Genomic DNA, 12,550 nt, shown 5'->3' with positions numbered 1-12,550 from the left:
CCACTGTGTCAGGTCAGCGAGGCGAACCGGGCTGCTGCGACGAAGGCTGCCAGTGCCAGGAGGATGGTGTTGGCGGCGGTATTGCGGGGCTCGCGGAGCGAGGAGTGTGACGTCGCGGCGCCGATCATCACGATGACCAGGCCGACGGCTGCGAGCGGCGTGAGGACGCGGGCCCTGTCGGTGAGCCAGGGGGCGAAAAGGCCGACGACGGCCAGGAGTTCGCAGTACGCGGTGACGCGGACGAGCGGCATCGGGAACGGGGCGATGCCGGTCTGACCGCTGGCGAGGAGGCGGGCGCGGGACATGGTGCCTTTCAAGACGCCGGAGATCGTGAAGACGACCGCGAGCGCGCCGCTGAAGATCCAGGTTATGACGTTCATGTCGATTGCAGACGATCGACAACACGGCGGTGTGACACTGTCACTGGGAGACGCCCTCGATCGTCTGTGAAGGTGTGATGGAGGAACTCAGGCCGCTGCTGCTGTCGATCGCGTACCGGATGCTGGGCACGTTCGGTGACGCGGAGGACGTCGTCCAAGAGGCGTACCTGCGGCTGCATCGGGAGCCCGAGGTCGTGTCACCGAAGGCGTTCCTGACCACCGTGACGACCAGGCTGGCGATCGACCAGCTGCGGTCGGCCCGGCGGCAGCGGGAGGAGTACCTCGGGCCGTGGCTACCGGAGCCTGCCGTCGACGAGTACGTCGATCTGGCCGACCGCGCCGCACTCTCGGACTCGTTGTCCACCGCGTTCCTCGTCGTCCTCGAGCGCCTCTCTCCCGATCAGCGCGCGGTCTTCCTGCTCGGTGACGTCTTCGGCTACTCCTACGACGACCTCGCGAGCATCCTCGGCAAGACCCCGGCCAACTGCCGCCAGCTCGCCGTCCGCGCCCGTCGTCGGATTGCCGACAATCGACCGCGCTTCGACCCTTCACCGAAGGAACGCGACGAGCTGGTCCGACGGTTCGTCGCGGCCGCCGAAGAAGGCGAACTGGACGACCTCGTCGCGCTACTCACCCCGGACATCACCTTCACCGGCGACGGCGGCGGCAAGGGCGGCTTCCCGCGACCGGTGCACGGCGCCGGCAACGTCGCCCGCATGCTCATCGGCGCGTTCGGCAAGTTCCGCGAGTTGACGACCGAACCGGTGCACGTCGGCGGCCAACCCGCCCTGCGGATCCACGACCGCGCGGACCGCACCGTCGCCATCTGGTCCTTCGTCGTCGCGGAGGGCCGGATCAGCGCGATCCACGGCATCGTCAACCCCGACAAGTTGATGCACGTCCAGCCCTCACGGCACGCGGACGACGAGCGCTGACGCATCCACCTCCGCCACGAGCGACGTACCTTCGGCGATCGCGTCACCGTCGAGCTGGCGGCGTACCGGGCGATCGGCGCGGACCTGGATGCGCGCGCCGGTGAAGCGTTCGACATCGCGCTCGCGCCACGACTTGATCACCAGGCCGAGCGCCAGCCGGGGCCAGTGGCTGATCCGGCGCGGCGCGAGTACGACGAGGTCGATCCGGCCGTCGTCGGGCGTCGCGTCAGGGAAGAGCGGGATGTTCGCCTGGAGCGTGCCGACGTTGCCGATCACCACGGTGCGCGCACGACGGCGTACCGGCGGCTGGTCGTCGACGGTGATCTCGACGCGGACGAACGGGTGGTTCAGGTTCTTCAGCGTCGAGACGACGTACGCGGCCCAGCCGACGCGCTTCTTCAGGTCGTCGGGCGCGTCCTCGATGATCGCGGCGTCCAGACCGAGGCCGGCCATCACCACGAACCGGTCGTCGGGCAGGTTGTCACCCTTGATCCGCACGCTGTCGATCCGCTGCTCCGAGCCGTCGAGAAGCTCGAGCAGCGCGTCGTCGAGCTCGAGGGAGATGCCGAGGTTGCGGGCGAGCAGGTTGCCGGTCCCGCCGGGCAGCACGGCCGCCGGGATCGCGGTCCCGGCCAGCTCGGCGCACACCACGCGGACCGTCCCGTCGCCGCCCGCGACCAGCACCAGATCGACCTTCTCGTCGATCGCCTGCCGGGCCATCCCGACCCCGGCGTCGTCCTCGGTCGTCTCCAGCCACAGCGGACCGTCGTACCCTCGCTCCGCCAGCGCGGTCTCGACGGTACGGCGGAACGGGTCGACGTCGACCTTGACGGGGTTCACGATGACGGCTGCCCGCCTGGCAGGACTCACCTTATTTTTGTCCGTTCGGAGAGATAACGTGCTCGGGGTGAGCAGACTTCCACGGAGTACGCCAGAAGCCCAGGGGTTGTCCGCCGCGGCGCTCGACAGTTTTGTCGGGGCGCTCGACGCCGGCGAGCCGGAGATCCAGACCGTCATGCTGCTGCGGCACGGGCAGGTAGTGCTCGAGGAGGCCTGGGCGCCGTACCGGCTGGACGATCCACACCTGCTGTTCTCGGTGTCGAAGAGCTTCACGTCGACGGGTGTCGGGCTGGCCATCGACGCGGGGCTGCTGTCGCTGGACGACCCGGTGATCTCGTTCTTCGACGCGGAGGAGCTGCCGGAGACGGTCAGCGACAACCTGGCCGCGATGAAGATCCGGCACCTGCTGACGATGACGACCGGGCACTCGCAGGACACCGTCGAGGCGCTCAGCCGCGACCGCCGGATGGTGAAGATCTTCCTCGGCCTCGAGGTCGCGCACGAGCCCGGCACGGTGTTCGTCTACAACAGCGGCGCGACGTACATGCTGTCCGCGATCCTGCAGCGGCTGACCGGCGAGCGGCTGCTCGACTACCTGCGGCCGCGGCTGTTCGAGCCGCTCGGCGCCACCGAGGCGACCTGGCAGGTGTCGAAGGAAGGCATCACGACCGGCGGCTGGGGCCTGAGCATCAACACGGAGTCGCTCGCGTGCTTCGGCCAGCTCCTGCTGCAGCACGGCGAGTGGCAGGGCAAGCAACTCGTCCCCGCCGAGTGGTACGAAGCGGCCACCTCGAAGCAGGTCCCCAACGACACCGAGGAGAACCCGGACTGGAAGCAGGGGTACGGCTTCCAGTTCTGGCGCAGTCGCCACAACACGTATCGCGGTGACGGCGCCTTCGGGCAGTTCTGCCTGGTGTTCCCGGAGTACGACGCTGCGCTCATCGTCACCAGCGCGACCACCGACATGCAGGCGATCCTGAACACGGTCTGGGAGTTCCTGCTGCCCGCGCTCGAAGGCAAGGAGGTCCCGACGGTCGCCCGGCCCGCGCGACTGGAACTGCTGCCGCCGACTGGTTCGGCACCGAGCGGCGGCGACGGGCGGACGTATCAGTTCAGTGGAGAGAACGATGCCGGTCTGACCGCCGTGCGGCTCGACGCGGACGGGACCGGTGTGTTCACCTTCCGGGAGTTCGGCGGCGGCGCATCACATGACATCGTCTGCGGGCCCGGCGAATGGCGGGAGCAGTCCACCCTGGGCAGCCTGTACGACGCAAGCCTCGAAGCCGGCAACCGGATCGTGACCAGCGCGTACGGCGACGGCGACGCCTTCGTAGCCACGCTCCGCTGGGTCGAGACGCCGTTCGTTGCCACATTCACCTGTCGTGTGACCGGCGACTCCATGACCGTCGACGGCGAGCTGAACGTGTCGTTCGGGCCGACCGAATTCACGCTGACTTCGGAGGTGTGACCGGGGTCATGTCACACAGCTGGGGCCGGCGCGTGTCCTCCGGGTCGTAATCACTGACGACGGAGGATGACATGAAGGTCTTGGTGGCAGGCGCGACCGGCGGTATGGGCCGGTCGCTGGTACCGCAGCTGATCGCGGCCGGGCACGAGGTGACCGGGATGACCCGGTCCGAGTCCGGCGCGAGCAGCGTGCGGTCGTTCGGGGCGGACGTCGTACTCGCGGACGGCCTCGACGCCGACGCCGTCCGCGCCGCCGTGGAGAAGGTCCGCCCGGAGGTCGTCGTACACCAGATGACCGCGCTCAAGAGCGGGATCGACTTCAAGCACTTCGACGACAGCTTCGCGATGACGAACCGGCTGCGGACCGAAGGCACCGACAACCTGCTCGCCGCATCCCAGGCTGCCGGCGTACGACGGTTCGTCGTCCAGTCGTACGCCGGCTGGAACTTGCAGCATGGCGGATCCGCCACCAAGACCGAGGCGGACCCGTTCGACCCGAACCCGGTGCCCGCGCAGCAGAAGACGATGGCCGGCATCAAGCACCTCGAGTCGGCGGTCCTGAACGCCGACGGGATCGAGGGCGTCGCGCTCCGGTACGCGAGCTTCTACGGCCCCACCGGTGACATCGGCAAGGGCGGCTCGATGGTGGAGCTGATCCAGAAGCGCCGGCTGCCGATCATCGGCGACGGCGCCGGGGTGTGGTCGTTCATCCACTACGACGACGCCGCTTCGGTGACGGTGAAGGCGATCGAGAGCGACGTGACCGGGGTCTTCCAGGTCGCGGACGACGACCCGGCGCAGGCGGCGGTCTGGCTGCCGGAGTTCGCTCGCATCCTCGGGGCGAAGGCGCCGCGGCACATCCCGGCGTGGGTTGGCCGGCTCGCGGTCGGCGACGTCGGGGTCGCGGCGTTCACCGAGATCCGCGGGGCGGACAACACGCTGGCGAAGGAGACGTTCGGCTGGCAGCCCGGGTACGCGTCCTGGCGGGAAGGTTTCCGCGAAGGGCTGTGAGCCGGAAACAGTGAGAGGTTTTCTTTACTTCCGCGTTACACGTGAGGACGACTGCTGAAACCGGCGGGCCCTGAACTGGTCAGGACCCGCCGGGACGGCGGGGCGCCCCTAGGGTTCCGCTGCTGGTCGACGTGACGGCAGGACTGGTCCGAGAGGGGAGGCGGTGCTCGCAGCAGAGCGCCGTTCCACGGCGGGACAAAAGCCCGGGAGGCCTTGAAAGGCCCCGGGCTGCTGTGCGTGCATTCCGGGCCTGATCCCCAGCGGAGGCCGGAATGCCAGGATTTGGCGCAGCACCCCCCGAAACACTGACCACCGATCAATTGGGCGCACGGGACCTCGGCCATTTCGGCTACGCCCAGCAGCTCTCGCGCCGCGTCGGCAGCTACGCGTCGTTCGCGGCCGGCTTCTCGTTCGTCTCCATCCTCACCACTGTCTTCCAGCTCTTCGGCCTGGGCTTCGGCTTCGGCGGTACGGCGTTCTTCTGGACCTGGCCCGCTGTCCTGGCCGGCCAGTTGATGGTGGCGTTGTGCTTCGCCGAACTCGCCGCGCGGTACCCGTTGTCGGGCGCGATCTACCAGTGGGCTCGTCGTCTCGGAGGCGCCGTGGTCGGCTGGTTCGCTGGCTGGACGATGGTGATCGCGCAGATCATCACGCTAGCCACCGCCGCGATCGCGCTGCAGGTCGTGCTGCCTGCGGTCTGGCCCGGCTTCCAGTTGGTCGGCAGTGACCCTGCCCTGGCGTCGAAGGACGGCGCCGCGAACGCCGTACTCCTCGGCTGCCTGCTGCTCGTCGCGACCACTCTGCTCAACGCGACCAGCGTGCGGATCACCGCGCTCGTCAACTCGGTCGGAGTGACCTGTGAGCTGATTGGCGTCGTTCTGATCGTCGTATTGTTGACAAGCCGCGCCGAGCGCGGTCCGTCCGTCGTCCTGCACACGACGAACCTGGACAGCACGACCGGGTACGTCGTACCGCTGCTCATCTCGGCGTTGATGGCGGCGTACGTGCTGGTCGGATTCGACAGTGCGGGCGAGCTGTCGGAGGAGACGCACAAGCCGCGCGCGACGACCCCGCGCACCATCATCCGCGCGGTCGTTGCCTCCGGCATCGGTGGTGCGTTCCTGATCGTCGCCGCGTTGATGGCCGCGCCGTCGCTGACCGACGGAAACCTTGCCACCCAAGGCCTCCCCTACGTGCTGACGAGCCGGCTGGGTACGACGCCCGGCAAGCTCCTGCTGCTCGACGTCGCGCTCGCGGTCTGCGTGTGCACGCTCGCCATCCAGACCGCCGCGGCCCGGATGATCTTCTCGATGGCGCGCGACAACGTCCTGCCGGGCTCGCGACAGCTGCGCCAGGTGTCCGAGCGCACCGGCACGCCGGTGGCCGCAACCGTCGTACCGGGTGTGCTGGCCGCTGTCTGCCTGGTCGTGAACGTGGGGAACGCGGGCCTGTTCCTCGGCCTCGCCAGCGTCTGCATCATGCTGCTGTACGTCGCGTACCTGATGGTCACCACGCCCTTGCTGGTACGACGTCTGACCGGCGGCGGGCTGCCGGCCGGAGTGGACGAGAACGGCCGGCCGCTGTTCTCGCTCGGACGCTTCGGTCTGGTTGTCAACATCATCGCGGTGGCGTACGGGCTCGCGATGGCGATCAACCTCGGCTGGCCGCGCGCGGAGGTGTACGACCCGGCCGGCGACGGCTGGTACCTCCACTACCTCCCGCTGATCACCCTCGCCATCGTCGCCGCGGGCGGACTCCTCGCCTACCGCGCCCAGCGCACCGCGTACTACGCCTCGATCGGCGTACCCACGCGCACCACCACACCGGCGGTGGAAGCAGAAGGAGCCAGCGCATGACTCCCGCTGACGCCGTTTCCGACGCCACCTCTGCCACCCCCGCGCCCGCTCACGAGATTCCCGGGGACGCCGCGTGGTCTGCGCCGGTGCGTGCGGGACGCACGATCACGCTGACCGCGCTCAGCGACGGCGCGAACGCGACGATGCTGATCATCGGCGCCGACCGCCTCGACCGCCTGAACATCCCCGACACGTTGAAATCCCAGATGTCGGCGCGCATCAAACCAGGCATGGTGCTGATGTCGGACCGCGGCCTCGCGCTGGCGACTGTCATCGCCTCAAGCCTCGACTGGCACGACTGCCTCGCCGGCGCCCGCCCGAACCGGCTCCTCCTGCTCGAACTCATCAAGCACGGCTTCGGCGAAGCGGACCTGCACGGCTGCATCAACTTCTTCAGCAAGGTCGCCGTCGCGGACGACCCGCGCGCGTCTCTCGCCTTCATCCCCGACCATGCACACACCGGCGACACCGTCACACTCCGCGCCGACCAGGACCTGCTGATCTTCATCTCGACCGCACCCCATCCGCTGTCCGACGGGTCCGCCGCGAGTGTCGCCGTACAGCTCGAAAACCCTGTAAACGTTGAGGATCCCGACCTGCGCGAGGAAGCGATCCGCGCCCTGCGCCTGACCCGGGAGCTGATCGCATGACCATCACCGCAACGACCGTTGCCCTCGACACCGTGGTGGAAGCCGGCGACGGCGCACTCGTGACCGTGCCGACCGGTGGGCGGTTGCGGATTGTCGACCTGCACGGGAACCAAGCCGTCGACACGCTGTTCTACGACGCCCACGACATCGACAACCGCTACTCCGCGTTCGACACGATCCGCGAGCAGCGGGCCGTGTTCCTGACCACCGGATCACGCCTGGTGTCGACCAGGCTCGACGAGCTCGCCGTGATCAGCGACGACACCTGCGGCCGGCACGACACCGTCGGCGGCGCGTGCTCGCAGGAGAGCAACGTCATCCGGTACGGCGAGTTCACGCGTCACCAGCACGCCTGCCGGCAGACGTTCCTCCGCTACGGCGCGGCAGCCGGCATCGGTCAGCGGCAACTCACCCACAACGTCAACTTCTTCATGAACGTGCCGGTGACGTCGACCGGCGGCCTGACGTTCGAGGACGGCCTGTCAGCCCCGGGCAAGTACGTCGAGATCACCGCGAGCCGTGATCTGTTCGTCCTGATCAGCAATTGTCCGCAGGTCAACAATCCTTGTAACGGCTGGAATCCGACGCCGGTCCAGCTCCAAGGCTGGTGGTGACGTTGGCCACCATCACAGTCGTTGCCCCAGGCATCCAAACGACGGTGCAGGATCTCGCCGGCCGGCCCGGGCTGTGGGACGTCGGCGTACCGCCGTCAGGCGCTGCTGACGAACTCACGTTCGCGCTGCTCAACGCCGCGGTCGGCAATCCGGACACCGCGGCCGGACTGGAGTGCGTACTCAACGGACCGGTGCTCACCTGCGACGAAGATCGGCTGGTCTGCGTCGGCGGCGCTGTCCGCAATGCAACTGTCGACAATCTGCGAGTCAAGCCCGGGATGGTCATCCGGTGGCCGGCGGGCTCCGTGCTGGACGTCGGTCCGCTCGAAGGTCCAGGGATGCGCGGGTACGTGGCGATCCAGGGCGGGCTCGACGTACCGCGGGTGCTCGGCAGCCGGTCAACGTTCATCCTCGGAGGCTTCGGCGGTCACGACGGCCAGCCGCTCGCTGCCGGCGACCGGATTCCGCTTGGCAGGCAGGAGAATCTGCTGACTCCGCTCTCGGTGGAACTGCCCGCGATGTCGGACTCCTGGCAGCTGCGGGTCATCCCCGGACCCCACGGCGCGCCGGAACATCTCACCACCGAAGGAATCGACGCGTTCTTTGCCAACGCTTGGATTGTCGACCATCGCTCCGACCGCACCGGCATCCGCCTGATCGGTCCGACTCCCGGCTGGGCCCGGACCGACGGCGGCGAGGCCGGTCTGCATCCCTCGAACGTGCACGATTCGGCGTACCCGGTCGGTGGCATCATGCTGTCCGGGGACACTCCGGTCATCGTCGGCAAGGACGGCCCGTCGCTCGGCGGCTTCGTCGTACCTGCCGTGGTGATCGAAGCCGATCGGTGGATGCTCGGCCAGCTGAGCGCCGGCGACTCGGTACAGCTGGTCCCGGTCACCCCGGACGTGGCGATCGAGGCGATCGAGCACCGGCGTCGCTGGCTGACCGATCTGCGACAAGAGCCAACGTCCGTCGCCGTTTCGACCGGTACGCCGAACCGCCCGGACATCCTGCACCGAGGCGAGCGGTCCGCGACGGCGCCGCCGTACACGATCAGATGCGCCGGCGAGCAACACCTGCTCGTCGAGGCAGGTCCGGCCGAGCTCGACCTCACCGTCCGCGTCTGGATCCACCTACTGGCCCAGGCCCTCCGGCATGATCGGCCGGCCGGCGTCGCGGAGATCGTCGAAGGCGTGCGGTCGCTCCTCGTCGCGGTCGACTCGTCCCGGCTCGCACTGACCGCGCTCGCGGAGCGGCTCGCGTTCCTGGCCGCCGGTCTGGACGATCCCGAGACCGTAGTGCTGCCGGCCCGGGAGGTCGTGCTGCCGATCGCGTTCGATCACCCGGAGGCGCACGAGGCGATGCGCCGGTACGCGACCTCGGTCCGGCCGGACGCACCGTGGTGCCCGGACAACGTCGAGTTCATCCGCCGGGTCAACGATCTCGATACCCGGGACGAGGTCTTCGAGATCGTCCAGGCCGCGACGTACCTGGTGGTCGGTCTCGGCGACGTCTATCTCGGTGCGCCGGTCGCGGTGCCGGTCGACCCGCGGCACCGGCTCGTCACCACGAAGTACAACCCGGCCCGGACCTGGACACCGCAGAACGCGGTCGGAATCGGTGGGATCTATCTCTGTGTGTACGGGATGGAAGGCCCCGGCGGGTACCAGTTGGTCGGGCGCACGGTCCCGGTCTGGCGCCTGTCCCCCACCGACGAGCAGCCTTGGTTGCTGAGGCAGTTCGACCTGATCAGATTCACGCCGGTGTCGGCGGAGCAGCTCGCGCACGAGCGGGCCGAGATCGCCGCCGGGCGGGCAGACCTGAAGACCACGCCGGCGACGTTCTCGATCTCCGACGTACGCCGGATCGAGCAGGAGGCACCTGTGGATATAGCGACCGTGCGGGCCAGACGCCGCGCCGCGTTCGAGGCCGAGCGGGCTCGGTGGGGCGCATGAACAACGAATGGATCACCCGGGTCGACCCGGTCGAGGCGGCGGACGGCCGGTTGCGCGGACTCACGATGGCGCTCAAGGACAACATCGATCTTGCAGGGGTGCCGACGACCGCCGGGGATCCCCGCAACAGTCGCCCCGCGGAGCGCAACGCGTTCGTGGTCGATCGGCTGATCGCGGCCGGCGCCGTACCGCTGGGGAAGACGAACCTCGATCAGTACGCGACCGGGCTGGTCGGCACGCGATCGCCGTACGGCGCCTGTCACTCGGTGTTCTCCGAGCAGCATGTGTCGGGCGGATCGAGCTCGGGCAGTGCCGTGGCCGTGGCGACTGGACAGGTCGACTTCGCGCTCGGCACGGACACGGCTGGTAGCGGTCGGGTTCCGGCTGCGTTCAACCGGCTCGTCGGCATCAAGCCGAGTCGCGGGCTCGTCTCCGCGCGCGGCGTCGTACCGGCCTGTCGATCGCTCGACTGCGTGACCGTGATGGCCCGCACGGTGGCGACCGCGCGGGCGGCGTACGACGTGATGGTTGCCTATGACCCGGATGATGCTTGGTCGCGACGTGTTGACGATCTGCCTCGGCACAGCGCGGGGCGCGTGATCGGCGTACCGGATGTGGGGTTGGATCTGGACCCGCAGCATGAGGCGGCGTGGCAGGAGACGCTCGCCGAGGCCCATCGGCTCGGTGAGGTCGTGAAGGTGGATGTGCGGCCGCTGCTGGAGGCAGCTGATCTGCTGTACTCCGGGCCGTGGTTGGCCGAGCGCTGGCTGGCCTTCGGGGACAAGCTCGACGACGACCCCGCGGTCGATCCGACGGTACGGGCGATCGTGCGGGGCGGCGCGGCGCTGACCGCGTCCGCTGCGTTCGCCGGCTTCGACCGGCTCGCGACGCTCGCCCGCGCGAGCGAGCACCTGTGGACGCAACTCGACGCGCTGCTGCTGCCCGTCACGCCCGGGCATCCCACGCTCGCTGAGGTCGCGGCGGACCCGATCGGCGCGAACAGCCGGCTCGGTCGTTTCACGAACATGGTCAACCTGCTGGATCTGTGCGCGGTCGCGTTCCCGGGTCCGGATCGTGCCGACGGGCTGCCCTTCGGCATCCAGCTCATGGCGCCGGCCGGTCGCGACGACGAGCTGATCGATCTGGCGGCGCTGTGGTGCGGGGAGCCCGTGCCGACCCGTGACTCCGGCGTCCTACTGGCGGTCGCGGGCGCGCATCTGTCCGGCCAGCCGCTGAACGATCAGCTGGTACGGCGTGGCGCGCGGCTCGCATTCACCGGTCGTACTGCGTCGTCGTACCGGATGTATCTGGTCGACGGACCGCGGCCGGGTCTGACGCGGACGGTGACGGGTCCGGACGGGCCGGGGATCGAGGTCGAGGTGTGGCGGGTGCCGGCGGCCGAGCTGGGCGGATTCGCGGCGACCATCGATCCGCCGCTGGCGATCGGACCGCTGGAACTGGCGGACGGACAGCAGGTGCTCGGGTTCGTGTGCACCGCGGACGCCGCGGATCCGGCCCGCGACATCACGTCCTCCGGCGGCTGGCGCGCGTACCTGTCCGGAAGCTGAGCCTAGGGTTGGTGGGTATGAGCCTGACACCCGCCGAACAGAAGGTGCTGGACCGGATCGACGAGGACCTGCTGGTCCGCGTCACGCAGGACCTGGTCCGGGCACACGGGCAGAACCCGCCCGGTGAGGAGGCCGCCACCGCAGCCGTCCTCGCCGCGGCGGCCCGTGAGCTCGGGCTCGACGTCCGCACCTCACCCGTCGAACCCGGCCGCGACAACGTCACGGTCACACTTGCCGGAGGCAACAATCCTGGACTGCTGCTGCTCGGCCACACCGACGTGGTCCCGGTCGGCGACGGCTGGACCGTAGACCCGTACGGCGGCCTGCTCCGCGACGGCCGGATCTACGGCCGCGGCACCTCCGACATGAAGGGCGGCCTCGCCGCAGCCCTCATCGCCCTGGCCGCCCTCCGTGGCACCGCGCTCGCCGGCCCGGTCGAACTGACCGCAGTAGTAGACGAAGAAGAAACCGGCAAAGGTATCCGCGCGTACATCGCCGAAGCGCAGCATCGGTACGTCGGCTGTATCACTGCTGAGCCGACCGACCTGCAGACAATCATCGCCGCGCGTGGTGACTCGTACCTGCAGGTTTCCGTGCACGGGCGCGCCTCGCACGCCGGCAACCCGGATGGTGGCGCCAACGCGATCTACGGCGCGGCGGCCGTCGTCGCCGAGATCGAACGCCTGCACGCCGAACTCGCGACCGCACCGCATCCCCTCCTCGGTCCCGCGACCTGGAGCGTCGGCCAGATCAACGGCGGTACCGGCGGCTCGATCGTCCCGGCCGAGTGCGTCGTCGTCGCCGACCGCCGCCTCCTCCCCGGCGAATCCCCCGCCGAGGTCCTCGCCGATCTCGGCCGTCGCGTAGCCGCCCTCCGCCTGGAAGATCGCGGCCTGACCGTCGAACTCGCGATGCCGATGGAGATGCCGGCCTTCGAGACCGAGGCGGACGCCGACCTGATCCGCATCACCGAGGCCGCCCGTCTGGACAGCGGCGGCGAGCCGATGCCGCTGGCCGGGTGGACCGCGGCCTGCGACGGCGGCTACATCGCCCGCGACCTCGCCGTACCCGTCGTCGTCCTCGGCCCCGGCTCAGTCACCACCCAAGCCCACCGCGCCGACGAATCCGTCCCCGTCGCCGAGCTCCTCACGGCAGCCCGCACCTACGCCCTCGCCGCCCACCGCCTCCTCACATAGCAACCGACCTGCACGCAGCCCACTGACCCGTCGGCGGCTGCATGGTGGGAGGGGTGAGCCCTGGGGTTGGGAGGATGT

11 protein-coding genes and 1 riboswitch are annotated in these 12,550 nt (G+C 69.3%); of the genes, 9 read left to right on the top strand and 2 right to left on the bottom strand.

Translation table 11 applies throughout. The features are described 5' to 3' along the window. Positions 1-8: 8 nt before the first annotated feature. A complete protein-coding gene (locus tag OHA18_RS30200) occupies positions 9-380 on the bottom strand; it encodes a DoxX family protein (protein WP_328998717.1) in 372 nt (123 codons plus the stop codon). Positions 381-457: 77 nt separating this feature from the next. Here OHA18_RS30200 and sigJ point away from each other — a divergent pair, with 77 nt between their 5' ends. Then, positions 458-1,315, top strand: a complete 858-nt coding sequence (gene sigJ / locus OHA18_RS30195) for an RNA polymerase sigma factor SigJ (protein WP_328998716.1) — start codon at positions 458-460, stop codon at positions 1,313-1,315. Here the strand turns inward: sigJ and OHA18_RS30190 are convergent. Then, on the bottom strand, positions 1,289-2,185 hold the full coding sequence (locus tag OHA18_RS30190) for a diacylglycerol/lipid kinase family protein (RefSeq protein ID WP_328998715.1): 897 nt from the start codon (positions 2,183-2,185) through the stop codon (positions 1,289-1,291). The genes sigJ and OHA18_RS30190 overlap by 27 nt on opposite strands. A 37-nt stretch (positions 2,186-2,222) precedes the next feature. Between OHA18_RS30190 and OHA18_RS30185 the strand changes: the two genes are divergently transcribed. The 8 genes from OHA18_RS30185 to OHA18_RS30150 all read left to right on the top strand — a co-directional run bounded on the left by OHA18_RS30185 (position 2,223) and on the right by OHA18_RS30150 (position 12,472). After that, positions 2,223-3,623 carry a serine hydrolase domain-containing protein gene (locus OHA18_RS30185; protein WP_328998714.1) on the top strand — a complete coding sequence of 467 codons (1,401 nt, stop codon included), beginning with the start codon at positions 2,223-2,225 and terminating at the stop codon, positions 3,621-3,623. 71 nt (positions 3,624-3,694) lie between these two features. After that, the gene (locus OHA18_RS30180; RefSeq protein ID WP_328998713.1) at positions 3,695-4,633 is read left to right on the top strand and encodes an NAD-dependent epimerase/dehydratase family protein; all 939 of its coding nucleotides are present in this window, start codon (positions 3,695-3,697) and stop codon (positions 4,631-4,633) included. Between the two features lie 97 nt (positions 4,634-4,730). After that, a riboswitch (guanidine-I (ykkC/yxkD leader) is annotated at positions 4,731-4,845 on the top strand. Positions 4,846-4,953: 108 nt separating this feature from the next. Then, positions 4,954-6,489: an amino acid permease gene (locus OHA18_RS30175; protein ID WP_328998712.1), complete on the top strand. Its 1,536-nt coding sequence runs from the start codon at positions 4,954-4,956 to the stop codon at positions 6,487-6,489. After that, complete coding sequence (locus OHA18_RS30170; protein WP_328998711.1) at positions 6,486-7,139, top strand: DUF1989 domain-containing protein; 654 nt, start codon at positions 6,486-6,488, stop codon at positions 7,137-7,139. The genes OHA18_RS30175 and OHA18_RS30170 overlap by 4 nt, the downstream gene beginning before the upstream one ends. Further along, positions 7,136-7,753, top strand: coding sequence for an urea amidolyase associated protein UAAP2 (locus OHA18_RS30165; RefSeq protein ID WP_328998710.1), 618 nt, complete (start codon positions 7,136-7,138; stop codon positions 7,751-7,753). Before OHA18_RS30170 ends, OHA18_RS30165 begins: the two co-directional genes overlap by 4 nt. Before the next feature lie 2 nt (positions 7,754-7,755). Beyond that, positions 7,756-9,708 carry a 5-oxoprolinase/urea amidolyase family protein gene (locus tag OHA18_RS30160; RefSeq protein WP_328998709.1) on the top strand — a complete coding sequence of 651 codons (1,953 nt, stop codon included), beginning with the start codon at positions 7,756-7,758 and terminating at the stop codon, positions 9,706-9,708. After that, entirely contained in the window at positions 9,705-11,276 is a 1,572-nt protein-coding gene (gene atzF, locus OHA18_RS30155; RefSeq protein WP_328998708.1) for an allophanate hydrolase, read from the top strand. The genes OHA18_RS30160 and atzF overlap by 4 nt, the downstream gene beginning before the upstream one ends. Positions 11,277-11,293: 17 nt before the next feature. Then, positions 11,294-12,472 (top strand): M20 family metallopeptidase, encoded by a 1,179-nt coding sequence (locus tag OHA18_RS30150; protein ID WP_328998707.1) that lies wholly within the window; start codon positions 11,294-11,296, stop codon positions 12,470-12,472. The last annotated feature ends 78 nt before the right edge of the window (positions 12,473-12,550 follow it).

This window comes from Kribbella sp. NBC_00709, from assembly GCF_036226565.1.
Taxonomy (GTDB): Bacteria; Actinomycetota; Actinomycetes; order Propionibacteriales; family Kribbellaceae; genus Kribbella.
This window is presented reverse-complemented; position numbering and strand designations above follow the sequence as displayed.

Coding starts and splice junctions, on each gene's coding strand:
- OHA18_RS30200 (WP_328998717.1), bottom strand. CDS start 380: ATGAACGTCATAACCTGGATCTTCAGCGGCGCGCTCGCGGTCGTCTTC.
- sigJ (WP_328998716.1), top strand. CDS start 458: ATGGAGGAACTCAGGCCGCTGCTGCTGTCGATCGCGTACCGGATGCTG.
- OHA18_RS30180 (WP_328998713.1), top strand. CDS start 3,695: ATGAAGGTCTTGGTGGCAGGCGCGACCGGCGGTATGGGCCGGTCGCTG.
- OHA18_RS30170 (WP_328998711.1), top strand. CDS start 6,486: ATGACTCCCGCTGACGCCGTTTCCGACGCCACCTCTGCCACCCCCGCG.
- OHA18_RS30165 (WP_328998710.1), top strand. CDS start 7,136: ATGACCATCACCGCAACGACCGTTGCCCTCGACACCGTGGTGGAAGCC.
- atzF (WP_328998708.1), top strand. CDS start 9,705: ATGAACAACGAATGGATCACCCGGGTCGACCCGGTCGAGGCGGCGGAC.
- OHA18_RS30150 (WP_328998707.1), top strand. CDS start 11,294: ATGAGCCTGACACCCGCCGAACAGAAGGTGCTGGACCGGATCGACGAG.